The 25,728-nt window shown below is 31.4% G+C and carries 24 protein-coding genes and 1 tRNA gene; 9 read left to right on the plus strand and 16 right to left on the minus strand.

Going from position 1 to position 25,728, the window contains the following annotated elements:
- Window positions 1-38: 38 nt before the first annotated feature.
- Complete coding sequence (locus IF125_RS02175) at window positions 39-257, minus strand: PG1828 family lipoprotein (protein WP_225541362.1); 219 nt, start codon at window positions 255-257, stop codon at window positions 39-41.
- A 332-nt stretch (window positions 258-589) separates the two neighbouring features.
- Between IF125_RS02175 and serS the strand changes: the two genes are divergently transcribed.
- Complete coding sequence (serS, locus tag IF125_RS02180) at window positions 590-1,858, plus strand: serine--tRNA ligase (protein ID WP_225541363.1); 1,269 nt, start codon at window positions 590-592, stop codon at window positions 1,856-1,858.
- Between the two features lie 74 nt (window positions 1,859-1,932).
- Here serS and rfbD read toward each other — a convergent pair whose 3' ends face one another.
- The 8 genes from rfbD to IF125_RS02220 all read right to left on the minus strand — a co-directional run bounded on the left by rfbD (window position 1,933) and on the right by IF125_RS02220 (window position 9,787).
- Entirely contained in the window at window positions 1,933-2,787 is an 855-nt protein-coding gene (rfbD, locus tag IF125_RS02185; protein WP_225541364.1) for a dTDP-4-dehydrorhamnose reductase, read from the minus strand.
- A gap of 54 nt (window positions 2,788-2,841) precedes the next feature.
- Window positions 2,842-3,357: an OmpH family outer membrane protein gene (locus IF125_RS02190; RefSeq protein WP_225541365.1), complete on the minus strand. Its 516-nt coding sequence runs from the start codon at window positions 3,355-3,357 to the stop codon at window positions 2,842-2,844.
- Window positions 3,358-3,414: 57 nt separating this feature from the next.
- Entirely contained in the window at window positions 3,415-3,975 is a 561-nt protein-coding gene (locus tag IF125_RS02195; protein ID WP_188319388.1) for an OmpH family outer membrane protein, read from the minus strand.
- 61 nt (window positions 3,976-4,036) lie between these two features.
- Window positions 4,037-6,559, minus strand: coding sequence for an outer membrane protein assembly factor BamA (bamA, locus tag IF125_RS02200; RefSeq protein WP_225541366.1), 2,523 nt, complete (start codon window positions 6,557-6,559; stop codon window positions 4,037-4,039).
- A 20-nt stretch (window positions 6,560-6,579) separates the two neighbouring features.
- Window positions 6,580-7,329, minus strand: a complete 750-nt coding sequence (locus IF125_RS02205; RefSeq protein WP_225541367.1) for an isoprenyl transferase — start codon at window positions 7,327-7,329, stop codon at window positions 6,580-6,582.
- 7 nt (window positions 7,330-7,336) lie between these two features.
- Window positions 7,337-8,128 carry a type IX secretion system protein PorG gene (gene porG, locus IF125_RS02210; protein ID WP_225541368.1) on the minus strand — a complete coding sequence of 264 codons (792 nt, stop codon included), beginning with the start codon at window positions 8,126-8,128 and terminating at the stop codon, window positions 7,337-7,339.
- 118 nt (window positions 8,129-8,246) lie between these two features.
- Entirely contained in the window at window positions 8,247-9,131 is an 885-nt protein-coding gene (locus IF125_RS02215; protein WP_171623501.1) for an NAD kinase, read from the minus strand.
- Entirely contained in the window at window positions 9,131-9,787 is a 657-nt protein-coding gene (locus IF125_RS02220; protein WP_225541369.1) for a CBS domain-containing protein, read from the minus strand. Before IF125_RS02220 ends, IF125_RS02215 begins: the two co-directional genes overlap by 1 nt.
- 263 nt (window positions 9,788-10,050) lie before the next feature.
- On the opposite strand from IF125_RS02220, the gene IF125_RS02225 reads away from it, so the two are divergent.
- From IF125_RS02225 to IF125_RS02235, 3 genes are read left to right on the plus strand one after another with little or no spacing between them, the layout of a single operon-like run.
- On the plus strand, window positions 10,051-10,968 hold the full coding sequence (locus IF125_RS02225; protein ID WP_225541370.1) for a mevalonate kinase family protein: 918 nt from the start codon (window positions 10,051-10,053) through the stop codon (window positions 10,966-10,968).
- 26 nt (window positions 10,969-10,994) lie between these two features.
- Window positions 10,995-11,918, plus strand: coding sequence for a geranylgeranylglycerol-phosphate geranylgeranyltransferase (locus tag IF125_RS02230; protein ID WP_225541371.1), 924 nt, complete (start codon window positions 10,995-10,997; stop codon window positions 11,916-11,918).
- 10 nt (window positions 11,919-11,928) lie between these two features.
- The gene (locus IF125_RS02235) at window positions 11,929-12,897 is read left to right on the plus strand and encodes a pseudouridine synthase (RefSeq protein WP_171623497.1); all 969 of its coding nucleotides are present in this window, start codon (window positions 11,929-11,931) and stop codon (window positions 12,895-12,897) included.
- 54 nt (window positions 12,898-12,951) lie between these two features.
- On the opposite strand, the gene IF125_RS02240 is transcribed toward IF125_RS02235, so the two are convergent.
- The 3 genes from IF125_RS02240 to scpA all read right to left on the minus strand — a co-directional run bounded on the left by IF125_RS02240 (window position 12,952) and on the right by scpA (window position 18,471).
- Window positions 12,952-15,693, minus strand: coding sequence for a TonB-dependent receptor (locus tag IF125_RS02240; RefSeq protein ID WP_225541372.1), 2,742 nt, complete (start codon window positions 15,691-15,693; stop codon window positions 12,952-12,954).
- A gap of 59 nt (window positions 15,694-15,752) precedes the next feature.
- Window positions 15,753-16,262, minus strand: coding sequence for a hypothetical protein (locus IF125_RS02245; protein ID WP_171623495.1), 510 nt, complete (start codon window positions 16,260-16,262; stop codon window positions 15,753-15,755).
- A gap of 76 nt (window positions 16,263-16,338) precedes the next feature.
- Window positions 16,339-18,471: a methylmalonyl-CoA mutase gene (gene scpA / locus IF125_RS02250; RefSeq protein WP_225541373.1), complete on the minus strand. Its 2,133-nt coding sequence runs from the start codon at window positions 18,469-18,471 to the stop codon at window positions 16,339-16,341.
- Between the two features lie 174 nt (window positions 18,472-18,645).
- On the opposite strand from scpA, the gene IF125_RS02255 reads away from it, so the two are divergent.
- Entirely contained in the window at window positions 18,646-19,689 is a 1,044-nt protein-coding gene (locus IF125_RS02255) for a hypothetical protein (RefSeq protein WP_225541374.1), read from the plus strand.
- A gap of 60 nt (window positions 19,690-19,749) precedes the next feature.
- On the opposite strand, the gene IF125_RS02260 is transcribed toward IF125_RS02255, so the two are convergent.
- Window positions 19,750-20,019 carry a hypothetical protein gene (locus tag IF125_RS02260; protein ID WP_171623492.1) on the minus strand — a complete coding sequence of 90 codons (270 nt, stop codon included), beginning with the start codon at window positions 20,017-20,019 and terminating at the stop codon, window positions 19,750-19,752.
- A 223-nt stretch (window positions 20,020-20,242) separates the two neighbouring features.
- Between IF125_RS02260 and era the strand changes: the two genes are divergently transcribed.
- The 3 genes from era to IF125_RS02275 all read left to right on the plus strand — a co-directional run bounded on the left by era (window position 20,243) and on the right by IF125_RS02275 (window position 23,358).
- Complete coding sequence (gene era, locus IF125_RS02265) at window positions 20,243-21,130, plus strand: GTPase Era (protein WP_171623491.1); 888 nt, start codon at window positions 20,243-20,245, stop codon at window positions 21,128-21,130.
- Between the two features lie 110 nt (window positions 21,131-21,240).
- A complete protein-coding gene (locus tag IF125_RS02270) occupies window positions 21,241-22,029 on the plus strand; it encodes a universal stress protein (RefSeq protein WP_171623490.1) in 789 nt (262 codons plus the stop codon).
- A gap of 84 nt (window positions 22,030-22,113) precedes the next feature.
- On the plus strand, window positions 22,114-23,358 hold the full coding sequence (locus IF125_RS02275; RefSeq protein WP_225539590.1) for a DUF445 domain-containing protein: 1,245 nt from the start codon (window positions 22,114-22,116) through the stop codon (window positions 23,356-23,358).
- A 52-nt stretch (window positions 23,359-23,410) separates the two neighbouring features.
- On the opposite strand, the gene IF125_RS02280 is transcribed toward IF125_RS02275, so the two are convergent.
- The 3 genes from IF125_RS02280 to IF125_RS02290 all read right to left on the minus strand — a co-directional run bounded on the left by IF125_RS02280 (window position 23,411) and on the right by IF125_RS02290 (window position 24,886).
- On the minus strand, window positions 23,411-23,881 hold the full coding sequence (locus tag IF125_RS02280; protein ID WP_225541375.1) for an ecotin family protein: 471 nt from the start codon (window positions 23,879-23,881) through the stop codon (window positions 23,411-23,413).
- A gap of 118 nt (window positions 23,882-23,999) precedes the next feature.
- Window positions 24,000-24,073: transfer RNA gene (locus IF125_RS02285), tRNA-Asn, on the minus strand.
- Between the two features lie 138 nt (window positions 24,074-24,211).
- The gene (locus tag IF125_RS02290; protein ID WP_225541376.1) at window positions 24,212-24,886 is read right to left on the minus strand and encodes a TIGR02117 family protein; all 675 of its coding nucleotides are present in this window, start codon (window positions 24,884-24,886) and stop codon (window positions 24,212-24,214) included.
- A 103-nt stretch (window positions 24,887-24,989) separates the two neighbouring features.
- Between IF125_RS02290 and IF125_RS02295 the strand changes: the two genes are divergently transcribed.
- A complete protein-coding gene (locus IF125_RS02295; protein ID WP_225541377.1) occupies window positions 24,990-25,718 on the plus strand; it encodes a GLPGLI family protein in 729 nt (242 codons plus the stop codon).
- Window positions 25,719-25,728 lie beyond the last annotated feature (10 nt).

A 25,728-nucleotide genomic window follows, 5' to 3' on the forward strand; every position in this document is an offset into this window, starting at 1 on the left:
TAAATAAGTGGTTTTTTTATGTGATTGAATTATTTCAATTAGTTTGCTGGAGCTTCTACTTTAGCTGCTGCTGAATCAACTACTGCCGCTGCTGAGTCTACTACTGCTGCCGCTGAATCAACTACTGCCGCTGCTGAATCAACCACTACTGCTGCTGAATCTACTGCTGCTGGAGTTTCTTCTGCTTTTTTCTCACCACAAGATACTGCTCCTAAAGATACTGCTGCTACTGCAACTACTGCGAAAAACTTTTTCATTTTTTTATTGTTTTAATTAATTAATAATTTCGATTAATTTTCTTTGACAAATTTATTTCGAAAACTGATCTTCGTCATGTAAAATCAATGTAATATAATTGTAACATCATTTTCATATATTTTAAAAATTAAGTAATTGTAAATGAAGTTCTTGAAAAATATTTTACAAAATTTAAAATTATTTTGTAAAAAACAATACTTCTTATGTTTATTCATTTCAGTCTTTAATTAATTCTAAAAATTTCTTTTTTATCTATTTTTAGCGTGAAATGGTTTAAACGCTATTCTAAAATATTTATTATTTATACATTTGTATAAATTTAATTAAAGATATGCTAGTAGTTTCTTACATTCAAGAAAACAAAGATCGTGTTATTGAAGGACTTAAAAAACGTAACTTCAAACAATTAGATCTTGTTGATGAAGTTTTAAATGTGGATGAACTTCGTCGTAAAACTCAGTTTGAATTGGATAATATATTAGCTGAATCCAACAAATTAGCAAAAGAAATTGGTAATTTGTTTAAAGATGGAAGATCGGAAGAGGCTAATGAATTAAAAATTAAAACTGTCGATTTAAAAACACAATCGAAAGAATTACAAGATTTGTTATCATCTTACGAAAACTCCGTTAAAGAGATTTTATATCAAATTCCAAATATCCCAAATGAACTTGTAAAAGAAGGAAAAGATGCAGACGATAATGAAATTGTTTTTGAATATGGAGTTGCAGCTGCGAAACCTGAAAATTTACCTCATTGGGAAGTTGCTAAGAAATTTGACATCATTGATTTTGAATTAGGTGTTAAAATTACTGGAGCTGGTTTTCCTGTTTACAAAGGAAAAGGTGCTCGTTTACAACGTGCTTTAACACAATTCTTCTTGGATAAAAATGCTGATGCTGGTTATACAGAAATTGTTCCTCCTTTCGTAGTTAATGAGGCATCTGGTTACGGAACGGGTCAGTTACCTGATAAGGAAGGGCAAATGTATTATATTGGTGAAGATGATTTGTACTTGATTCCAACAGCGGAAGTTCCTGTAACAAATATTTACCGAGATACAATTGTAAAAGTTGAAGATTTACCAATTACATTGACGGCATATTCTCCTTGTTTCCGCCGTGAAGCTGGTTCTTATGGAAAAGATGTTAGAGGTTTAAATCGTTTACACCAATTTGAGAAAGTAGAAATTGTTCGTATAGAGAAACCAGAAAATTCGTATGCATCTTTAGATGGTATGATAGAACATGTAAAAGGTATTTTAGAAGATTTAGAATTACCTTATCGTATCCTAAGATTATGCGGTGGCGATACTGGATTTACATCTGCAATAACTTATGATTTTGAAGTTTTCTCTGAAGCACAAGAAAAATGGTTAGAAGTTTCTTCTGTTTCAAACTTTGAAACATTCCAAGCAAATCGTTTGAAATTACGTTTCAAAGACGAAAATGGTACGCAATTGGCTCATACATTAAATGGATCTGCATTAGCTTTACCACGAATTTTAGCCGCTATTTTAGAGAATCATCAACAAGCTGATGGAACAGTTAAAATTCCGAAAGCTTTACAGCCCTATACTCGTTTTGAAGTTTTAGATTAAGCAATTATTCCTAATTAATAGATACAAAAAGCTCGAGAATTTCTCGAGCTTTTTTGCTATATCATTAAATTAAATTATAACAAATGTTTCAATTCTTTTTTCAAACTATCTTCCCAATTCGGGATTGTAAGTTGATAAACTTCTTTGATCTTCGTTTTGTCCAATAAACTATACGCAGGACGTTTCGCTTTCGTTGGATAAGCTGAAGTTGGAACAGGGTTAATCTCAATCGTTGAACTTGAAAATTCTTTTATTTTTTGCGCAAATTCAAACCAAGAACATTTTCCTTCGTTTGAATAATTAAAGATTCCATAAGTTAATTCATTTGTCGAAATAATTTCTAAAATTGCATCAGCTAAATCAATCGCATTTGTTGGTGAACCAATTTGATCAGCTACAACAGAAATCGATTCTTTCTCTTGAAACAATCTTAGCATCGTTTTAACGAAGTTATTTCCAAATCTTGAATATACCCAGGCTGTACGAAGAATAATTGTTTTCGGATTGTTTTTTAAAGCTAAATTTTCTCCTTCCAACTTTGTTTGACCATATACGCCAATTGGATTGGTTTGATCTGTTTCTATACGAGGTTGAGAAGCAGTTCCATCAAAAACATAATCTGTCGAAACATGAATGAACGGAATTTTTTTCTCATTTGTTATTTTAGCCAAAAATTCGGTTGCTTTCGCATTAACCAAATAAGCACTTTCTTGCTCATCTTCGGCTTTGTCTACAGCTGTATATGCAGCGCAATTGACAACAAAATCAAATGATTTATCATCGAAGTAATGTTTGATTAACTTTTCATTCGTTATGTCTAATTCATTTCGAGTTACAAAAAAGCATTCGATTTCTTTGTAATTCTTAGATTGTTCTAAAATGGATTGACCTAATTGACCATTCGCACCTGTAACTAAAATTCTTTTCATATATAAAAAAAGCCACTAAAATAGTGGCTTGAAGATATTAATAATTTTTTAAAATTATAATCCTAATTCTTTTTTAACGTCGTTTAATAAGTCATATCCTCCAGCTTTGTAAACTAATACACCTGCAGGTAAAACGTATTTAACTCCTTTTTTAGCAGCTGCAGCATTAATTGCATCCATCACTCTTTTTTCGATTGGATCCATTAAAGCTTTTTCTTTCGCTTGCATTTCTTCTTGAGCAGCTTTTGCATAAGTTTCGTATTTCTTTTGCATTTCTTGCTCTTTTTCTTGGTATTTGTTAGCAGCGATTAATTTTTGAGCTTCTTCTTGAGATTTACCAGCTAAATCTTTTTGAGCTGCTTCCATAAAAGTTTTATAGTCAGCTTGTAATTTAGAGATTGCTTCTTCGTGTTTTTTACCTAAAGCTTGTAAATCAGTTTCTGCTTTTTTGTAGGCTGGCATTGCTTCAATCACCGCTTGCGTATCAATATGTGCAATTTCTTGAGCGAAAGATAAAACGCTACCGAAAACCATCATTGTAAATACTGCTATCAATCTAATTTGTTTCATTTCTAGTCTAATTTGTTTTAAAATTTATTTTCTTGTTGTATTACTTGTGTTTCTTTTTTATTTTCTTGTTTTAGAATTTGAATTCGATTTTGAATTAGTTGGTTTCAAATCTGGTCTCAGCGTATGTAAAACTTCTCGGCTGATATCAAACTTTGGATCCGTATAAATCATGATCAAATCACTTCCTTTGTCAAAAACAAAACTATAACCTCTTTTGTCTGCAACTTCTTTTGTTGCATTATAAATTTGATCCTGTAAAGGTTTTACCATTGATCGTCTCAAATTTACTAAATCTCCATTTGGCCCGTAACGTTTATCTTGTAAAACTTTTACAGCCGCAACTTCATCCGCTAGTTTTTGTTCTTGCTCTTTAACTTGTTCTGCTGTTAAAAGAATTTTTTCAGCTTCAAATTCAGTTTGTAATTTAACTAAATTTTCTTTTTTCTGTTCAATTTCTTTTTGCCAAGATTCTGTTTGAGATTTTAATTTACTTTGAGATGATGTATACTCTGGTAAACTTTCTAAAATATATTGAGAATCTACGTAACAAAATCTTTGTGCGAAAGTTAAACTTGCAAATCCAAAGAACAACGCTATAAAGCTAATCCATTTTTTCATATTCTGAGTGTGTTAATTCTAAAACTATGCCAAAACGTTCTATACAAATTTACATAATTTATTAGAACTGTTGTCCAATAATAAAGTGAGTTTGCCATCCAGAGCGTTCTGTTTGTCCAAATCCTTTATCAAATCCATATCCAAAGTCAAATCCTAATAAACCAAATGCTGGCATGTAAATACGTACCCCTGCACCTGCAGAACGTTTTAATTCAAACGGTTTAAATTCGCTTGTATTGTTCCAAACATTACCTCCTTCTGCAAAAGTTAAGGCATAAATTTTTGCTGTCTGGCTCATCGTAATTGGGTAACGTAATTCTAACGAATATTTATTGTAGATTGTACCTCCTCCTTCTGGTGTGATATCTCCATTTTGACCTCCAGAGTTAGAAGCATCTTCGTAACCTCTTAAAGAAATAATTTCACGTCCATCAAATCGGTTTTGATTAAGTCCTGTTCCTCCTAAGTAAAAACGTTCGAAAGGAATCGTTCCAATTTTACGGTTATATGTGCCTAAAACTCCAAATTCTCCACCAGCTTTTAAAACTAATTTACCTGTTAATTCTTTGTAGAAATAAGCCTTAGCTTTAAATTTATAGTATTCTAACCATTTAAATTTTTCGACATCGTCCATTTTTGTATAATCCTTTTCTTTAAAAGCAGAATAAGGAACTGTTGTCGTAAATGATAAATTAATTTCTGATCCTGATTGTGGGAAAATTGGATCTGGTCCTGCTGAGTTACGCGATAAACCTATTGTATAGTTTAAGTTGTTCGACGAACCGTTTTCATATTGCATATTACCCACTGACATCGCATAGTTATCAAAGTTATATAACTGATAAGAAATAGAGTTTGATAATCTAAAGTAATCATCTGGCCAAGTTAATAGTTTTGTCAAACCAACTGAAGCACCTAAGATATCTAACTTGGCTTTTTCTCCGTAGTTATCTCTATAGTCATATTGAGAATAATATACAGATGTTGACAAGGCTGTCGGACGTTTTCCTCCAATCCATGGTTCTACGAAAGAGAAACTATAGTTTTTATATCCATTACCAGCTTGTGCTCTCAAAGATAATTGTTGACCATCTCCCATTGGAATTGGTTTCCATGCTTTTTTATTGAAAATATTTTTCAGAGAGAAGTTACCAAATGTTAATCCTAACGTTCCGATAAATGTACCTGCTCCATATCCTCCTTGTAATTCTACTTGAGAAGATGATTTTGGTGCAACTTTCCATTCAATGTCAACTGTATTATTGTCTTGATTAGGCTGAATATCAGGAACAATTTGCGTTGGCTCTAAATATCCCAAAGAAGCTAACTCCATCATCGTACGCTTGATATCTGATTTAGAGAATAAATCTCCTGGTTTTGTTCTCAACTCACGGTATAAAATATGGTCATGAGCTTCTGTATTACCATTAATCGTAACTTTGTTAAGTGTCGCTTGCGTTCCTTCGAAAATTTTAATTTCAAGATCAATCGTATCATTTTTTACACTTTTCTCTACTGGAATAGCACGTGCAAAAAGATAACCTCCATCCATATACAATGTCGAAATATCGTCGTCTTTTTCTGATCCTGAGATCTTTTTGTTGATACCTACTGCATCATAACGATCGCCTGTTTTGTAACCAAAAATTCGTTGCAATTGCTCAGATGTATAAATAGAGTTTCCAGAAAACGTAACATCTCCTAAGAAATAAGGTTTTCCTTCGTTGACTTTTATCTTAACCAATAAGTTTTTATCATCAACTTTCTCGATATCATAAGACTCAACTTTTGCATCTCTAAAACCTACAGATTTATACTCTTCTACCAATGTTTTCAAATCTTCCTGGAATTTTTCAGGAATCATTTTAGATGATTTGAAAATATTAATTGATTTCTGTTTGGTATTTTTCATTCCTTTTTTTCGCAAACGAGCAGAAGTTAAGTTTTCATTTCCTTCGAAAATAATTTTCTTAATCTTCACGCGCTCTCCACGATTCACATCCAATGTAATGTTTTCTTCATCTTCTTTTCCTTCGATTGGTTGACGATCTACTTTAATTGTTGTGTTTGGATAACCTTTACCAGTATAGTAATCTTTGATTCTATTATTTGTTGAATTGATTAAACTTTGTGTAATCTTAACGCCTGGATTTAATTTATTTTGTTTGATTAAATCTTCGCGCTGAGATTTCTTAACTCCGTTCATCTTGATTTCTCCTAAACTTGGAACTGAAACTAAGGCTAGCTCTAAAGTTACTTCGTCTCCTTCTATTTTGCTAACATACAAATCGATGTCAGAAAAAATATTAGATCTCCATAATTTTTTTACAGCATTATTCACCTTTGTACCTGGTAATTCTATCTCTTCACCGATAGCAAAACCTGCATAACGAATAATTTGATTCTTAGAATATTTAGAATCTCCCGTTACGATAATATCTTTCAGTTTGAAAGTTTTAGAATTGCTATAATCTAAGACAAAATTATCTTGTTGTGTTGAATCAATGGTTTTCGTAGAATCTACGACTTGCGCTTGTGCCATGTAAGCACCAAGCATACACATTGTCCAAAAAATTTTCTTCATAATCCTCTATTTCAGTTCGATTAGTTCGTTAGTTGCTCGCTTATTTTACCAAATCTACGTTCTCTATTTTGGTAATTTAAAATTGCTTTATAAAATTCTTCTTCATTAAAATCAGGCCACAGAACCTCTGTAAAATACAATTCTGCATAGGCAATTTGCCACAATAAGAAATTGCTAATTCTGGTTTCGCCGCTTGTTCTAATCATAAGATCTACCATTGGTAAATCGTGTGTATATAAGTTTTTATGAACTAATTCTTCATTAAAATCATAGTCGGATATTTCACCGTCTTTGTATTGTTGAGCAATAGATTTCATTGCATTTAATAGTTCTTCTTTGGAACCATAACTTAATGCTAATGTTAAAACGCAAGCTATATTATCTTTTGTTTTTTCCATTGCTTTAGTCAAATCTTTGAATGCTTTGCTTGGTAATTTTGATATATCTCCAATCACATTCAATCGAATGCCATTTTTGTGCAATTCATTTATTTCGTCCTTAATTGCAGAACTTAATAAAGTCATCAAAACATTGACTTCTAATTTTGGACGGTTCCAATTTTCAGTAGAAAATGCATAGAGTGTCAGATGTTTTATACCTAATTTTCGACAAGTTTCTATTGAAGATCGTACAGCTCCCAACGCATTTTTGTGTCCGAAAGTTCTTTCCTTTCCGTTCTTCTTCGCCCATCTTCCGTTACCATCCATTATGATTGCAACGTGATGAGGTAGATTGTTTTTATCTATTTGTTCTTCTAAACTGTCTTTCATTTTATTTTTAATCGCAATAACATGCAGGTCGTCCGAAACTATATGTTAAGGAAATTCCTGTTAATACATACCAATCTTTATTCGATGTATTTCCAAATATTCTTTTTTTATACTCTTCAGAAGATAAATCTCCATTATCTATTGCTTCAGTAAAATTTGTTGAAAATTCACCTACATTGTAATCTAAATAATCGACACTTGTATAACGAATACCTGTTTCGAAAGACAAAATCCAACTGTAATTAAACCTTACTTTATATCCTACTCCAAAAGGAAGAGATAAATTGGTTTTGTATTTTGATTTTTCTATAATTTTTCCACTTGGGTATTCTGTTGAAACTGTTGAATCATAATCATATTCTTTGCCTTTTGCTGAAAAAGCCCCTACACCAAAAAATATATAAGGCGATTGTGCTGTTTCTTGATCATCATTGATGTTAAAAAAATTATACTCAAACATCAAAGAACCTTCTACAATATTATTTCTGAAATTTTTATTTCTTTCTAATTTATAGTACTCTTTCGAACGATGGTCACTTGCTCCAACTTTTGAATAAGAAACATTTGCTCTAAATCCCATTTGTGGATTTATATTAAAACGATACAATGCGCCCACCGAAATAGGGAAATATATTTTTCCACCTGGTTCTGTTTTTGTTGGCAAAGGATTTATATAATTCGCTTTACCAATATCGCCAATCACATTTGCACCACCAGCAAAAACTCCGAGTTCATGCCTTTGCGCAACTGCTAATTGCGAAAAACATAGTATAAAAACAAATAAAAATAATCTCCTCATATGTTGTGTTATTTTTTCGGCTTTTGCTTTTTAGTTTCTTTTAAATTCGAACAAATATAAACAAAAGTCAATTCAACGTAACTGATTTAACAAAAATTAAGAAGTTTTATTGTAAATTTTAATTCCTTTTATCCGAACCCCAAAGCATTTTTTCTCTCAAAGTTGTGAAATAAGTCGCGTCAATAGCTTCTACAATTAAAATTTTGAAGTCTGCTTTTTGTATGGTTAACTCAACATCAGTTGTTAAAGGAAAGTTACGAGAATCTAAGGAAAGAAAATATTCGTTGGCACGACTGCGTATTTTTAGGTCAATTTTTTCATTTTCAGACACAATCAATGGACGTACATTCAAATTATGAGGTGCGACCGGTGTTATCACAAAGTTTTGATTAGAAGGATGTACAATTGGACCTCCACAACTTAACGAATATCCTGTAGAACCTGTAGGTGTCGATATAATCAAACCATCGGACCAAAAAGAATTTAAAAACTCATTGTTTAAATAAGCATCAACTGTTATCATACTCGTGGTTTCGCGTCGAACAACAGTTACTTCGTTAATGGCAAAATTATTTTCAATTTCTACACCATCACTTCTTTTTACTGTCAATAAAGTTCTTGGAATAATATTGTATTGTCCATTGAAAAAACTATCTAATTGTTCTAACAATACATTTTTATTAATTGTTGCTAAAAAACCTAATCGACCTGTATTGACACCGATAATCGGAATGTTAGAGTCTTTCACTATTGTTGTCGCAGACAATATTGTTCCGTCTCCTCCAAAACTGAATAAGAACATGACTGATTTGTCAAGATCTTCATAAGAAGTATAGGTTTCTACATTTTCGCTATGAAAATCAGTTGTCTCTTTTAAAATTTGAAGAAAGTTTTGTTCAACACAAAAAGTAATTTCATTTTGAACTAAATAATTAATAAATGGTGGAATAATATCCGTTAAAGACGTACTTGTTTTTTGTCCAAAAAGTGCAACTTTTATCATTAGGTATTCATGTATTTTAATAGTTGTGCATAACGACTTTGTAGAAGTTCTTGCTTTTCGTCGTTATAAAATTTCTGAATCACTTGATATCCATAACGTTCAAATGTTTCACCAATCGCTAACAAATTGGAAGAGCTAAATTTTAGCAAAACATAAACACTATCTTCTTTGTAACCAACAATCATCATTCCCAAAATTTTTCCATTATTCACTTCGATAATATTAGAAATCGCAGTCATCGACAACTCTTTTTCTGCAATAGAAACTAACATCGAGACGCCTTGGGCCGCAACAAAAGGAAATTTTGCTAACGTATTGATTATATCCATTTCTGTAATACAACCAACATAGCGCGATTGTTCATTGATAATTGGAAGGATATTCGCCTGATTCGTGTACATCATCTGAATAGCATCTAAAAGCGTACTTGATTCCGAAAGATAAAAATGCTCTAAATAGGAAGTGTAATCCACTTTTTCATCGTTAAGAGATAATTCGATCAAATCTTCATCCGAGATATTACCAACAAAATCCAATCCTTGGAACAAAGGTATATGCGTCAATCTATTCTCTTGTACAACTTCTAAAAGCTGACTTGGAGAAAAACTAACTTTTCCGGGTTTAACTTCGTTTGATAAATATTCAGTAATATACATGGCGCAAATTTATATATTTTAATACATTAATTCTCTATTTTTAGTCTTAATTCGTTTAAAATCATTTCACCTTAATCAAAATTTAATTAATTTATTTTAAAATAATTAGTCAAAATATATTCCAAAATAAGTCTAAAGCGAAAAAATAATTCGATTGATTTCAAATAAAGGTGATTTACAATTTCTTAAACCAAAAGTCTTTTACGAATTGAGAAAAGATTGGCTTAAATTTTGTAGATTTGCAAGACCAATTTTAGCGTGGAATGAAAAACCCATTATTTTATGCCAAAATCTTACTTTTTGGCGAATATGGAATTATTGAGAACTCGAAAGGATTAACAATTCCTTATAATTTTTACCAAGGTGCATTAAAATTTGAACCTTCTGAAATAGCAGAACAATCAAATGCTCACTTAAAAAATTATGCAAAATTTTTAGAAGAAAATTTTGCCGATACCTTTGATACAAAATCTTTTTCAGAAGATGTTGCAAACGGCATGTACTTCGACTCTAATATTCCACAAGGATATGGGGTAGGAAGTTCGGGCGCTTTGGTCGCAGCTATTTATGACAAATATGCCTTGAATAAAATTGATATCAATCAACATCTAAACAAAGAAAAAATAAGTGAGTTAAAAGCGCTTTTTGGAAATTTAGAATCTCATTTTCATGGTAAAAGTTCTGGAATTGACCCTTTGATTTGTTACATGAATATTCCATTACTAATAAAATCTAAAGACGATATTTCGACAATTGGTTTGCCTTCTGCAAAAGAAGATGGAAAAGGAGCTGTTTTCTTAATCAATTCAGGAACTCCTGGAGAAACTGCACCAATGATTCACATTTTCTTCGAAAAGATGAAAAAAGAAGGTTTCCGTAAAACATTGAAAGAGGAATTTATCAAATACAACAATGCTTGTATCGAAAACTTTGTAAAAGGAGAATACAATCCGCTTTTTGCTAATCTTCAGAAATTATCTGCTTGGGGTTATGAACATTTTAGACCAATGATTCCTCAAAAATTGGTGGACGCTTGGAAAACTGGAATTGATACAGATACCTATTACCTAAAACTTTGTGGTTCTGGTGGCGGTGGTTACGTTCTTGGATTTACGCAAGATTATGACAAAGCAAAAAGTTATTTGAAAGACTTTCAGACAGAAGTTATCTACAAATTCTAATAAAATAATTTATTAAAATACAATTTATGAACATACAGAAAATAATCTTAAAAATTTTTGCATTATTTTCTGTTGTTCGTGGTTACAATCTTATTGTGTTAATTTTAGCACAATATCTTGCCGCACTTTTTATTTTTGCACCCGATGTTAGCCACCGAGAATTGCTAACTAATCCTAAATTAGATGGATTAATACTTTGCTCTATTCTTTGCGTTGCAGCTGGCTATATTATCAATAATTTTTACGATTTAGAGAAAGACGAACTCAAACGTCCGATGCAAGTATATTTGCAAAAACAAGTTTCGCAAGGCTTTAAATTAACTGTTTATATCATTCTTAATTTACTCGCTTTATTTATTGCGGCCTTGATTTCTTGGCGTGTTTTTATTTTCTTCTTCGTTTATCAATTTTTAGTTTGGTTTTATAGTCACAAGATTAACCGTTTTGCATTGATTAAAAATTTTTATTTGGTTATTATTCGCGTCATGCCATTTTTTGCATTACTCATTTATTTTGACCATTTTACATTCAATCTTGCATTACACGCGATATATTTAACCATTTTGCTATTGATTACCGATATCGTAAAAGATTTGAGCTCTCAGAAAGCAGATTTAATTTATAATTACGACTCGATTCCAATCAAATATGGAATAGATTTTACCAAAATTTTAATTTCTGGTTTAATTATTATCGAATTAATCATTGGTTTTATTATTTTGATAAAAAATGATGTGGGTGCTATGAAATATTTTTTTATTGCAGCAAATATTGCATTTACCTTGATTTTACTTATCATTTGGAGAATCAAAACTATGCAAGAATATAAGATTTTACATTATTTTTTTAAAGGAATGATTGTTGCAGGTGTATTTAGTATCGTATTAATCGAAATAAATCCCTTAACTTTGCAAACTATTGCGCAAAATTTTAACAAGCGCATAAATTAATCAAATTCAAATGAATAACAGACGAAATCAATCCAACGACAGAAATTCCCAAGGCGGGAACAATCGTGGAAAAGGTGGGTCAGCAAGAGGAAATTCTTCTTCACGACCATCTTCAGGGAAAGGAAAACCGTCTTTTGGAGGAAGTAAACCAAGTTTTGGAGGAAAACCAACAGAAGAAGGAAAGAAAAGTTTTGGACCAAAAAAGACGTTCAGTAAACCAGGTGAAAAACCTTTTGTAAAAAGGTTAAAAAAAGCACCAGTTGATGACGGGACTATTCGTTTAAATAAATATGTAGCGAATGCAGGGATTGCATCCAGAAGAGAGGCTGACGAGTTGATCAAAACTGGAATCGTTACAGTGAATGGTCAAGTGATTACAGAAATGGGGTATAAAGTACAACCCGATGATGAAGTACGTTTTGATGGTCGTAAAATCTCTTCAGAGAAAAATGTCTATTTTGTATTGAATAAACCTAAAGGGTTTATTTCTACTTCAAATGACGAAAAAGGACGTAAAACAGTTATGGACTTAATGGCTAATGCAACTACAGCACGTATTTTCCCTGTAGGTCGCTTAGATAGACAAACAACAGGTGTTTTATTGTTTACGAACGATGGTTATTTAACGAAGAAATTAACGCATCCAAGTCACGATATTAAGAAAATATATCATGTGACATTGGATAAGAAATTAACAGCTAACGATATGGCTGACATCAAAAAAGGTGTACGCTTAATTCCTGAAGGAATTGCAGTTGTTGATGCGATTTCTTTTATCGAAGGTCGACCAAAAAATGAAGTTGGTATAGAGCTACACATTGGTTGGAACCGTGTTGTACGCCGTATTTTCCAAGAGAAAGGGTATGAGGTAGAGGCTTTAGATCGTGTTTCTTTTGCTGGACTTACAAAGAAAACAATACAAAGAGGTGAATATAGAAAATTAACAGAATTAGAAGTTAACTTCTTGAAAATGTTATAATAATTCGCTAAAATAGTAAAAACAAAAAAGGCTCAATATTGAGCCTTTTTTGTTTTATTGTATTTGCATTCCACTACTTTCTCTATATCGATTTCCATCTCCTGTTTTGCTTACTTTTGCTCCAAATTGATTGAGGTTAAAAGTTAATGAAAACATGATGAATTGCGTCAAAATATTGTTACGTTGATCAACGACAGACTCTGCATTAATTGTTCGCGTATAACTATTATTTTGGTTCAATAAATCATATACTTTTATTCCAGCTTCTAATTTATCATCAAAGAAACGATACATTAAACTTGTATTCCATAAAAAGAAATCGCGCTTGAAACCTGCTACCATTCTCGAATTATAATTGTAGCTGAAATCATTTGTCCATGTCAAATTTTTAGGAAAAGTAGAAATCGTTTTAATTCCGAAATTGTGCGTTATATTATTCTGATTGTCAATCGAATAATTCACATATTTAGAATTGGTAAAGTTTAAACGGTACGATGGAGAAATTGTTAAATAATCGCCGTAATCCCAATTTAATCTTAGCATAGGTGATAGAGTCGTGTTGTACTGTTCATATTTTACAGCATCCCTAAAACCTTGTGTTAATGCATAACTTGCAGATGTACCAATATTAATTCTAAATTTATTGTTTCCTTTTTGATAGTGTTTATTGAAAAAAACATTACCATTTAGGCGATAATTTCCTTTGACATTTTCGTAAGTTGTTGTTCTTTTATAAATCGAATAATCCATTTCGGTATAATTAACAATATTCGATTCGTTGTAGGTATAGCCTAAATTTGCATTGAATCCTTGACGTGTTTTTCGATCAAAATTGCTAAACATTAAATTGATTCGATGTGCTTTATTAGGGTTTAAATCAGGATTACCTTTAAAAACAACTAACGGATCCGTTTCGTCTATAATTGGTAAAACTTGTGAAGTCGAAGCTAAACTTGTTTGATAATTATACAACAAAGAAAGCGAGTTGTTTCCATTTTGATAACGAATATTACCCGAAATATCTGGTAAAGTTTTGTTTTGTGTCGAACGATAATCAGCTGCTTTAAATATTCCAAAATTTTGTTGATTATAAATCGTTGCACCTAATCTTAAGGTTGCAGAAATCTTCTTTTTGTTCAATAATAATTGAGTGAATGGATTAAGTTCATTCAGTCGAGTGGAATAAAATCGTGTCAAATCAGTGTTCAAGTTATCATATTCTCCAGTAGTTTCATTGTAATTTAACGTTCTATTATTGGTTTCAGAATCGGTTAAATTATATGCAGTACCAACTGCAATTTTTAAAGAATCAGAAATGGGATAGGTATATTTTACATTAAAATTATACGAATTATCTTTCGAAATATTTTGTTCATTTACATTTCGATAAATATCATCAATCGAATCAGTTGTATATAAAGTTGTAGAATTTATGAATGAATTGCGATCTGTTTTGCCAATCGAAATATCCGAATTAAAGTCTAAATAAGATTTATTCTTGAATTGTTGATTAAGTGATAAAATCGTTTTGAAGGTGTTCGAATTTGATTTTGCATCGGATGTTTGGTTCATTTGATTTCTTAAATCTCCTAAATCTGAATAGGTTTTACTATCCGAAATAGAGGATTTCGTTGATGAAGAATTGTTAAAAGACGGGTAAAAATAGATCTTCGTGTTGTTTTTTGTCCATTCTAAATTTGTTCCAAAGTTATGACCATAGGTTTCATTTTTTGTTTTAGAATTTGCATCAGATATATACGTGTTTTTTGGAGCAAAGTTTTCGATGTGTTTGAATTGGTCGTTTTTTGTATAGGAATGATTCAGTCTATAATCAGCACCAATCTTCAAATTATCATTTAATTGATCATTATAATTCAGTCCAATTGATGTATTGTTTGTAACACCGTTCGAATTTCTTCTTCCCATTCTGCCTTGTCCTCTCGAGCCTTCTCCATTTGTCATTCCCGAAGACGCAATATCAGTTGAAGAACCAATTAGACTAATTTTCTTTTTTCCTTTAAAATAGTTTGCCATTAAATTACCTTCGTAATGATTAGCTGTTCCATAACCAGCTGTGGCCTTCAGCATATAACCTTTTTTCTTGTCTTCTTTCAAGGTAATATTCAACGAAGATTTATCAGATTTAGAGCGTTCGCCAGAAAATTTTTCGTTTTTCGTTTTATAATCCGAAACCTGAATTTTTTTGATGATATCAGCTGGTAAATTTTCTAATGCGACTTTTCCATCTGTTCCAAAAAAAGGTTCTCCATCTATCAAAATTTCATTAACATCCTTGCCATTTACCGTTATTTTTCCATCTTCGTCCATCTCAAAACCAGGCAACTCATTTAATAGGGTTTCTAAGTTTGCATTTGGTTTTACTTTGTATGAATCCGCATTATATTCGATTGTATCTTGTTTTACAACAATAGGTTCTACATTGGTTACAATCACTTCGTCCAAATCATAAATCATTGGATTAATGATAACAGTACCAAGGTCAATGTTGTTTTTTAGAGACTCAAAACTTTGCTTGAAAACACCTTCTAAAGCATCATCAATAATCAAGTAAACGGGTTTTTCTTGTGGAGTAAGTTCAAGTTTAAAAACGCCTGATTCATTTGTTGTTGCAGAAACAATTTTTGTCGAATCGGATTGATTACCTAATATAATATCAGCATCAGTTAATGGATAATGAAGTCCATCGGTTACTTTTCCTGTAATGGTAATTTTATCTTGTCCAAAAGAGAGTGTTGTGACGAAACTAATAAGAAGTGCAAAAATATATTTTGTCATGAGATGAATTGATTTCTTCATCTGTTAGACATCTAAATTAGGATAAAGTTTAATTTTGATTAAAGTTTTTTCCAACTTTTATCTGAAATTTTCGAAACATCAAAATCAGAAGTAGTGATAAAAAGAGGCGTAATTTCTACAATTCGTTTTATTTGAGTTGTTCTCAAGTTTGATTCTGGGCAAAATGTTTCAAATAATACTATTTTTTCAGAGTCAGAAGAGTTTGATTTGTAAAGTGTTTCTTTGATTTTTTTGTCAACTTTCCAATTTGTACAACTTCCAATGTTATAATATTCAAAGGCTAATAAAGGAAGTAAGCTAAATATAATGCCTAAGATAAATTTCATCACATTCATAAAACTCCAACCATTTTTCTTTTTAATAGAAAGTAGAAACAGGATGTAAATGCTGACAGCTGTAGCAAAGGTTAAAATCTTTGGGAATAGTTTTGCAAACTCATGATTCGCAAATTCTAAACTAATAAAATCTCCAATTAAAAAGTATCCAATAAACCATAAAATAAAAATTGTACAGATGATTAAGATAATATTTCGAAGAGTTTTATTCATATCGCTTATTGGTTTGTGTGGTATAAATATAAAAATATTCCTGTCAATAGACAGGAATACTTAAACTAAAATAGATTTATTTATAAGATTTCAATAAATTCTCTAAAATTTCGCACGCACATTCTGCTAAATTGGTTCCTGGGCCAAAAATCGCATCTGCGCCATTTTGATAAAGGTAATCATAATCTTGACGTGGGATAACACCACCGACAACAATATATACATCATCTCTACCTAATTCTTTTAATAGTTTTACTACTTCTGGTACTAATGTTTTGTGTCCTGCAGCTAAAGAAGAAATTCCTAAAATGTGAACATCATTTTCAATTGCTTGTTTAGCAACTTCCGCTGGTGTTTGGAATAATGGCGAAATATCGACATCAAATCCCATATCAGCAAATGATGTTGCAACAACTTTAGCACCGCGATCGTGACCATCTTGTCCCATTTTTGCGACCATAATACGAGGGCGACGACCATCCTCTTCTGCAAACTCGTCTGCTAAATTGCGAGCTTCTTCAAATTTATTCTTTTTTCCTGCTTCCATAGCATAAACCCCTTGAATTCCTCTTGTAATTGCTTTGTGACGACCAAAAATAGTTTCTAAAGCATCAGAAATTTCACCTAACGTTACACGACGACGAGCCGCTTCGATAGATAATTCTAATAAATTTCCTTCACCTGTTTCAGCAGCTTTTGTTAATTGCGCTAATATCTCTTGAACAGCTTCGTTATTACGCTCTGCTTTTATTTGATTTAATCGATCAATTTGTTTTTGACGAACAGTTGTGTTGTCAACTTCAAGAATTTCAAACTCTTGTTGTTCTAATTTCGAACGATAGGCATTAACACCTATAATTGCAACTTCGCCAGAATCTATTTTGGCTTGTTTTTTTGCAGCAGCTTCTTCAATACGCATTTTCGGGATTCCCGCTTCTATCGCTTGTGTCATTCCACCTAATTCGCGAACTTCTTGAATATATTCCCACGCTTGATTTGCCATTTCATTTGTCAATGACTCAATCATAAAACTACCACCAAAAGGATCTGCAGTTCTGCAAATTTGTGTTTCTTCTTGTAAAATGATTTGCGTATTTCGTGCAATTCGTGCTGAGAAATCGGTAGGTAAAGCGATGGCTTCGTCTAATGCATTTGTGTGTAAAGACTGCGTTCCTCCTAATGCAGCAGCTAAAGCTTCGATTGCTGTACGACCAATATTGTTATATGGTTCTTGCTCTGTTAAACTCCAACCTGAAGTTTGACAATGCGTTCTTAGCATTAATGATTTTTTATTTTGAGGTTCAAATTCCTTCATCAATTTTGCCCAAAGCATACGAGCGGCTCTCATTTTCGCAATTTCTTGAGGGAAATTCATTCCAATTGCCCAGAAAAATGATAAACGAGGAGCAAAATCATCAACTTTTAATCCGGCAGCTAATCCAGTTTTTACGTATTCGTAACCATCTGCTAATGTATATGCCATTTCCAAAACAGGAGTAGCTCCAGCTTCTTGCATATGGTAACCTGAAATAGATATAGAATTGAATCGCGGAATGTTTTGAGAAGTATATTCGAAAATATCAGCAATGATTTTCATCGAAGGTGTTGGTGGATAAATGTATGTATTACGTACCATGAATTCCTTCAAAATATCATTCTGAATTGTACCCGAAAGTTGTTCTTGCGAAACCCCTTGTTCTTCAGCCGCTACAATGTAGAAAGCTAAAATAGGAAGTACAGCTCCGTTCATTGTCATCGAAACTGAAATTTTATCCAATGGAATTTCATCAAATAAAATTTTCATATCCTCTACAGAATCAATTGCTACACCAGCTTTTCCAACATCTCCAACAACACGTTCGTGATCAGAATCATAACCGCGATGTGTAGCCAAATCAAACGCAACTGAAAGACCTTTTTGTCCTGCAGCTAAATTTCTTTTGTAAAAAGCATTTGATTCCTCGGCAGTAGAAAAACCTGCATATTGACGTATTGTCCATGGTTGACGAACATACATTGTAGAATAAGGACCACGTAAATAAGGTGCAACACCAGGTAAAAAATCCAATTGTTTTAAATCTTTTACATCATTATAATCGTAATCACTTTTTACCTGTAAGCTATCTAACTCAAATGACTCTATATGTGATGGATTAGAATTTAGATTTCGTTTAAATCTTAAATTCGAAAAATCTGTTTTGTGATTCATCTTGCTAAGATAAATAATAATCTATTAGATTTTATAAAATTACCATTTTTTGAGAGCTCTTTTTTCAACTTTTTTTCAACAACAGCAATAAATATAGAAATTGAAATGCCTTTGGTCAAATTATTGATTGAATTTGATTATCAATATATTAAAACCGCACAAAAAATAGTTATTATGAAATTAGAGTTTAGTAAAAAGAAGATTTCTGAAATTCTAAATGAATTTCAAGATAAGAATACCTTTCAATGGCAGGATGATATTTTTGAATTGATGGAAAAAATCGATGGAAAAAATGAGATGTTTAATTTTCATTATATGAAAGAAGATAATATTTATACGTCAACGATTAATCGACAGTTTGTAAATGAGACTTTTCAATCATTGAATCGTTTTTTAGGATTAAAGAGCGGTGATTCGTCTTTGTTAATTTCATCTGTGTTAGAAAATGAAGGAGAAATATCCCTGGTACAAGCGATAGAAGGAGGATTAGATTTGTATTGTCACGAAGACTCGGATCAAGTGAAAATTCCGTTAACTAACGAGGATCAAAGCGAAATTGGTTATGCTTTGAATTATGCTTATTTGACAAAAAATCAATTAGAAAATTCATTTGACGATTTAGCTCGAATAGAAAAAATTGCGATCGAAAGTGATCATTTATCACATGAGTTGATTCAGAAATTAAAAGATCATAAAAAAACAAGTTTTTACCAAGTGTTTACCGCAAATGGTTTTCCGATTGCAGTAAAAAATATAGATGATATAGAGTATACTGTTTTAGATAAAATAGAACTTTCTGAAGATGAAAAAGGCCATTTGGTTTTAAATTCGCCTTATGAAGATGAGTCTTTAAATCTGTATAGACAAGCTGTTATTTCTGATGATCAGAAGAAGTTTAGATGGATTTCAGGAAACGAATGCAAGCTAAATGGAAAAGATATTGTCAATTTAGAAGTGATAGAAGAGAAACTAAAACCATATATTGATTATAATTTTAATGTAGTGACTTTTCCGAAGCAAGGAAGTACAGAGGATGTGATTTCTTTGGTGATAGAAAGTCGATTTACAGAACATGTTGATATTCAGAAAAGCGAATTGGAACGCAATGAAGTTCCACAACAAACTTTTTTTATTGGAGAATTTCCAAAAAGTAAGGACAAAGCCGCTATTCGAAAAGAGTTAATTAAATTGTTAAATGAATCAGATGATAATCAATAACAACTAAAATGGGGACACTACATGTAGTGTCCCCATTTTAGTTTAAGTCATAAACAATTATTAGTATTGAATATCAATTAAAGATTTCAAAGGTATCAAAACACCATTTTTAATTTGCAAAAATTTATCCATAACAGACCATACAGTTGTTTCGATTTTCTTTGGACCTTGATCCGTTTGAAAAGTGATATATGCTTTCGATTTGAATTCATTCCCTAATCTAACAGCACCATTCAACTTATTTACTTCTACTGTTACTTCATCTTTTGGCGCATCTAAAAACTTATAGTTTCTTACTTCTTCTTTTTCAATAAGTTCTGCTTTCATCATTTTTTTAAATTTTGGTTAATTTAATTTTTCCATAACACTTGTATGAAATTAATCATATTTTTCAAAAAACCATAACTTTTGTCATCTTTTTTTGATGTTAATTAGAATTATTCAAAATACAGACCAAAATCAATTTTATGAAACTAAAATTTCATTAGAAGATTAATCTTTTCTTCAACATATTAATCTGAAATAATATTATAGAAATCACTAAATTTGCAGAATGTCAGACGAAAAGAAATTTAAATCCGGTTTTGTAAACATCATAGGTAATCCAAATGTTGGGAAATCTACTTTGATGAATATGTTGATGAAAGAACGTCTTGTAATTGCGACACACAAAGCGCAAACGACACGTCATCGTATCAAAGGTATTTTGACAGGAGAAGATTATCAAATTGTATTTTCTGATACACCAGGCGTATTAGATCCTGCATATGAGTTACAAACCAAAATGATGGACGCCGTAAAAGAGTCGTTGGTAGATGCTGATGTGATTCTTTATGTTGTGGAAATCGGAGAAAAACGTTTGAAAAACGAAGAAGTTTTTGAACGTCTGCAAAAAACATCGACACCCATTATTTTATTGTTGAATAAGATTGATACTGCTACACCAGATCGTTTGAATGAAGCGGTAGAATATTGGCACGAATTATTACCTAAGGCTGAGATTTTGCCCATTTCGGCAAAGGAAAATGTAAATGTCGATTTGTTGATTAATAAAATTAAAGCAATCATTCCAGAAGGTCCGCAATATTATCCAGAAGAACAATTAACAGATCGTTCAGAGCGTTTTATTGTGAACGAAGTGATACGCGAAAAGATTTTATTAAACTATCAAAAAGAAATTCCTTATTCTGTAGAAGTCGTAACAGAGCGATTCAAAGAAGATTTGAATTTAATTTCGATTGAAGCTGAAATTTATGTTGAACGAGATTCTCAGAAAGGAATTATTATTGGACATAAAGGCGAATCGTTATCAAAAGTAGGAAAAGAAGCTCGAGAAGAGTTAGAAAAATTCTTTGATAAGAAAGTATTCCTTAAACTTTTTGTAAAAGTGCGAAAAGATTGGAGAAGCAAAGAAAATGATTTGCGCCGCTTTGGTTATTAAAAACGAATAAAAAATAATAGAGTCTTGAGAAATTAAGGCTTTTTTTATGGATAGACATAATATTAATTGTAAATTTATAAAAAGAATAGAACACATTAATGAATTAAATTATGGCTAAAATATTATTTCCAACGGATTTTTCTGAAACAGCAAACAATGCTTTTTTATATGCTTTAAATCTCGCAAAAGTTTTAAATACAGATATCAAGTTAGTTTCGGTACAACCTAATCTTAGAAATTATCTTGATGTAACAGAAGAAAACTTTGAAAACTATATCAATAAATTAAAAAACATAGCAAAAGAAAATCACTTAGAACATGTCAAAATAGAAAGTTCGTTGATTGTGGGTGACTTATTGTTAATGATTTTAGACATTATCAATAAAGATAATATTCGATATGTTGTAATGGGAACAAATGGACAAAATAGTTTAGGTAAAAAGTTTTTTGGTTCGAATACAGTAAATGTAATCAATAATTCACCCGTTCCTGTGTTGGTTGTTCCAAATCAAGTAAAATTCAAGGAAGAAAGAAATTTTGCTTTTGCAACCTTGTTTCACCAAAACGAATCGAAGGCTTTGGCTGAGATGGAAGAAGTGACAAGTCGTTACGGAAAATTGTTGAATATTGTTCATGTCGATGACAAGTCAATTACACCAGAAATGTTAAACGTTAAAAAAGAATGGCAATCCGAATATCCTGAAGCTATTGTTACGATAGAAACCAACAAAGATGTAGAAGGAGGATTAATTAATTTTTGTACCCAAAACAATATTGATGTTTTAGGAGTTGTACATAGAGAATTAACATCTTTCGAACGCTTGTTTACCATCAATCACAGCCAACGATTATTATCAAGTGCAAATGTAGCATTATTAGTTTTTCAAGAAAGTAAATAAATTATATACATAAATTTGTAAGCGGAGAATTCTCCGCTTTTTTGATTGGCTAAATTTTTGCTTCAATTCTTTCAAAATACGTTTATGACTGAACTTCAGAAAATAAAAAACCTCAAAAAACATAAAGCAATTGCAACAGGATTATTTATCTTGATGGCTTTTGTTTACTTTTTGATGGTTTATTTGAATCAATATTCTCCTGCAAACTGGATTGGCTATGTAGAGTCATTTGCCGAAGCGGCTATGGTTGGAGCACTTGCAGATTGGTTTGCGGTTACTGCTTTGTTTCGTTATCCATTAGGGCTAAAAATTCCACACACAAATTTGATCGAAAATAGTAAAAATGCAATAGGTGATAATTTGGGGCAATTTGTAACAGATAATTTTTTAACTCCTTCTACTATTCGTCCGTATATCGTTAAGTTAGAAGTGGTGAAATATGCAGCTGATTGGTTGAATAAACCGACTAATCAAGAAATGTTACAAGTAGAATTGATTAATTTTTTGAAGAAGATTGTCAAAGATTTAGATGATAAAGATGTGGTTGATTTTATCACGTTAAAAGGGGATGAGATTTTAAAACAGTTTGATCTTCCAGAATTGGTTTCAACAAGTTTAGAATATATCCTCGAAAAAGAAAAGCACAATGAAATTTTAGAAGCAATTATTCCGAAAGCCAAAGAATATATCATCGAAAGTGATTTGATTATTAAAGATAAATTAAACGAAAAACATCCTGTCATTTCATTCTTTGCAGGAAAAAAAATCTCAAAAGGAGTAGTGGAAGGAGTGGTGAGTTTTTTGGATGAGGTAGAGAATGACAAAGAACACCCAGTTCGTCATAATATCGAACGAATTATTCGAGAAAATATTTTGAATGTAAAAGAATCGCCCGATTGGAAATTGAAATTAGAATCGCTTCGAGATGAGTTTATCACCAAAGAAAGATTAAATGGATATGCCTCAGATTTGTGGTTGACTCTTAAAGTAAGTCTGACAGAAAGCTTTGATGATCCAAATTCTGCGATACAAGTTTATATCAATAAAAACATTAAAAAATTAACCGAGAATTTGAATGATAACCAAGAAATGATTGATAAAATTAATAGTTGGGTACGTCATTTTATTTACCGCATGATTTTGAGAAATGTGAAAGAAGTAGAAAGTTTGATTAGTAATACAGTCGATAAATGGGAAGGAAAAGAACTGAGCGAAAAGTTAGAATTGGAAGTTGGTAAAGACTTACAATTTATTCGGATAAATGGTACGCTTGTCGGAGGGCTTGTTGGTTTGATTATTTATACTATTACACAATTGGTTTTCCATTAAAATACAAAAGCTCGAGAATTTCTCGAGCTTTTTCAATTTAAAATCTGTAATATTATTTTACCAAGTTAAGTTTTTCATCAGCTTTCCAAATTCTATATTCTAACGTATAACCTTTCGGTACATAAACTACAATTGGCAATTTGCTGTTGTAACGTGTTTGTAAAGACTGAGCGTAGATTGTTTTCTCTACAGATTGATTATCTGGACACATCATCATAGTTCCTCCGACATTCCCATTCGATTCGAAATTGATGTAATTATATCCCCATCCTTCTACTGTTTTCTGATCAAAATTTCCACTTAAGAAAAAACGATTGCACGAATCAACCATTACTTTTTTACCAGCAAAAATTTCAACCGAATAATTTTCTTCGTTCGTTTGAGGTTGAAGAACGATAATTTTTTGTTCGTAACCTTTTTTTGCTTCTGGGTACATCGAATAATCCATTTTATTATTTTTTTGTGCAAATGAGACCATAACAATTAATATTGCTAAAATGCTAAATACTTTTCTAAATTTCATACTAAATTTATTTTTTGTTTTCTACTTGTAAGATGATCTAAGAGGAGAAAAGGTTGTGTGATGTAGTGTTAAATATTTGTAAAATAAAAAAAGACAATCGTAATGATTGTCTTTTTTGCTCCTCCTCTTGGGCTCGAACCAAGGACCCTCTGATTAACAGTCAGATGCTCTAACCAACTGAGCTAAGGAGGAGTATCGTTATCGATATTGTGATGCAAATATAGAGCAAATTTTATTACTTCCAAATCTTAAAACTATTTTTTTTTTGCGCTGAAAGTCGCTAAAACAAACAACTCTTTGAAAATGAATTAGAAATAATTTTATTCAACGTTATTTGTAATGATAAAATATCCCTTGTTGGGTTGCTGTCCACAAAGGAGCTTTTTTATTTGCCGCTTTTAAGGCACTTGACGCCCAAGTATTACACGTAAAAAATAAGCTATAACTTCCTTTCGCTTCATAAAATGCATCACCCTCTCCATAAACTGCATCTGTTTCAACCAATTCTACTTTAGAATTTTGATCCAAATCAAATGAATTTTTAATATATACGATCAGATTTTGATACTCTTCTAAACTCAAAGAGATTCTTTTGCAATCTTCGCCAACTGTCATATTATCATAAAAAGTAGTGTGCATCGCTGAATCTCCTAACCAAAAAGCAGCATTAAAAGCTGTTGTAAGTTTAAGATCATTCCATTCTGGCGTATCCAAATAAAAACCTTTATCTCCCCAACCAAAAGCAATGTATTTATATTCTTTCTTCGATTTTGTATCGGAAAATGGCACGAAAAATGACCAATCAATTGCTTCAGATTTCACAGGAACCACAATATCTGTATGTACACCATTTGTTAAAATATAAGCCGTTATTTGATCTGTTGATTTCTGTTTTTCTTTGTGCACAGGAATTAACGGCAACAAAACCACTGCAAGCAAGTATACCATAACAAGTAATACTAAAGTAGCTAAGGATTTTAGTAGTATTCGTAAGATTTTTTTCATCGTAATGGATTAAGTTAGCTAAAATAAAGAAAATCGCGAAAAGCTTTTGTCAATTAGTTCTCTATTTTTTTTAGTATATTTAATTCACTTTTAATTAACACAAATGAAATACTTACTATTGCTCTTTATTCCTTTCATGACTTTTGCTCAAGAAAAATTCAAGGTCGAATATGAAATTAGAAATTTTGTAACCATTTCAAATACATCACCCGAAAAGGCAAAACAATTAGAAGAAGCTTATTCAAAACCTAAATTCTATGAATTATTTGTTGATAAAGATAAATGTTTATCCAAAGAACTTCAACGAATTGATAATTCTCAGGGAAGTAGAATGACTATATTTACCGTTGAAGGAGATGTAGTTGACAAACAAACATATTTAGATTTTAATTCTAACGAAAAAATCATTGAAAAAAGCGTTGATGGAAAAGCTTATTTGGTTAGTGATATAATCGAAAATAATGATTGGAAACTTACAAAAGAGATTAAAATTATTAATGGTTATAAAGTAAGAAAAGCTATCTTAAACAACGATATTCATCTTGTAGAAGCTTGGTTTTCAAAGGATATTAAAAGTAAATGTGGACCTAATAAATATAATAATTTACCAGGTTTAATTTTAGAAGTAAAATCTACAGTTATAGAAAAACCAACAACTTTTACAACGATAACACTAGAATCTATCAAACTTGACAATAAAATATTAATTCAGAAACCGAGTAAAGGGGGTCAAATGAATGATGTGGAATTCAAAGTTTTTATCGGTGATTATTACAGAAAAATTGATGAAAAGTTTAAAGAATCTCAAAAACAAGGTGTTGACAAAACTTAAAAAAACCTGC

The sequence above is a fragment of the Empedobacter stercoris genome, from assembly GCF_020281205.1.
Lineage (GTDB): Bacteria > Bacteroidota > Bacteroidia > Flavobacteriales > Weeksellaceae > Empedobacter > Empedobacter stercoris.

Excerpts from the sequence above, each read along its gene's own strand:
- IF125_RS02175 (WP_225541362.1), bottom strand. The coding sequence starts at position 257 with ATGAAAAAGTTTTTCGCAGTAGTTGCAGTAGCAGCAGTATCTTTAGGA.
- serS (WP_225541363.1), top strand. The coding sequence starts at position 590 with ATGCTAGTAGTTTCTTACATTCAAGAAAACAAAGATCGTGTTATTGAA.
- rfbD (WP_225541364.1), bottom strand. The coding sequence starts at position 2,787 with ATGAAAAGAATTTTAGTTACAGGTGCGAATGGTCAATTAGGTCAATCC.
- IF125_RS02190 (WP_225541365.1), bottom strand. The coding sequence starts at position 3,357 with ATGAAACAAATTAGATTGATAGCAGTATTTACAATGATGGTTTTCGGT.
- IF125_RS02195 (WP_188319388.1), bottom strand. The coding sequence starts at position 3,975 with ATGAAAAAATGGATTAGCTTTATAGCGTTGTTCTTTGGATTTGCAAGT.
- bamA (WP_225541366.1), bottom strand. The coding sequence starts at position 6,559 with ATGAAGAAAATTTTTTGGACAATGTGTATGCTTGGTGCTTACATGGCA.
- IF125_RS02205 (WP_225541367.1), bottom strand. The coding sequence starts at position 7,329 with ATGAAAGACAGTTTAGAAGAACAAATAGATAAAAACAATCTACCTCAT.
- porG (WP_225541368.1), bottom strand. The coding sequence starts at position 8,128 with ATGAGGAGATTATTTTTATTTGTTTTTATACTATGTTTTTCGCAATTA.
- IF125_RS02215 (WP_171623501.1), bottom strand. The coding sequence starts at position 9,131 with ATGATAAAAGTTGCACTTTTTGGACAAAAAACAAGTACGTCTTTAACG.
- IF125_RS02220 (WP_225541369.1), bottom strand. The coding sequence starts at position 9,787 with ATGTATATTACTGAATATTTATCAAACGAAGTTAAACCCGGAAAAGTT.
- IF125_RS02225 (WP_225541370.1), top strand. The coding sequence starts at position 10,051 with ATGAAAAACCCATTATTTTATGCCAAAATCTTACTTTTTGGCGAATAT.
- IF125_RS02230 (WP_225541371.1), top strand. The coding sequence starts at position 10,995 with ATGAACATACAGAAAATAATCTTAAAAATTTTTGCATTATTTTCTGTT.
- IF125_RS02235 (WP_171623497.1), top strand. The coding sequence starts at position 11,929 with ATGAATAACAGACGAAATCAATCCAACGACAGAAATTCCCAAGGCGGG.
- IF125_RS02240 (WP_225541372.1), bottom strand. The coding sequence starts at position 15,693 with ATGACAAAATATATTTTTGCACTTCTTATTAGTTTCGTCACAACACTC.
- IF125_RS02245 (WP_171623495.1), bottom strand. The coding sequence starts at position 16,262 with ATGAATAAAACTCTTCGAAATATTATCTTAATCATCTGTACAATTTTT.
- scpA (WP_225541373.1), bottom strand. The coding sequence starts at position 18,471 with ATGAATCACAAAACAGATTTTTCGAATTTAAGATTTAAACGAAATCTA.
- IF125_RS02255 (WP_225541374.1), top strand. The coding sequence starts at position 18,646 with ATGAAATTAGAGTTTAGTAAAAAGAAGATTTCTGAAATTCTAAATGAA.
- IF125_RS02260 (WP_171623492.1), bottom strand. The coding sequence starts at position 20,019 with ATGATGAAAGCAGAACTTATTGAAAAAGAAGAAGTAAGAAACTATAAG.
- era (WP_171623491.1), top strand. The coding sequence starts at position 20,243 with ATGTCAGACGAAAAGAAATTTAAATCCGGTTTTGTAAACATCATAGGT.
- IF125_RS02270 (WP_171623490.1), top strand. The coding sequence starts at position 21,241 with ATGGCTAAAATATTATTTCCAACGGATTTTTCTGAAACAGCAAACAAT.
- IF125_RS02275 (WP_225539590.1), top strand. The coding sequence starts at position 22,114 with ATGACTGAACTTCAGAAAATAAAAAACCTCAAAAAACATAAAGCAATT.
- IF125_RS02280 (WP_225541375.1), bottom strand. The coding sequence starts at position 23,881 with ATGAAATTTAGAAAAGTATTTAGCATTTTAGCAATATTAATTGTTATG.
- IF125_RS02290 (WP_225541376.1), bottom strand. The coding sequence starts at position 24,886 with ATGAAAAAAATCTTACGAATACTACTAAAATCCTTAGCTACTTTAGTA.
- IF125_RS02295 (WP_225541377.1), top strand. The coding sequence starts at position 24,990 with ATGAAATACTTACTATTGCTCTTTATTCCTTTCATGACTTTTGCTCAA.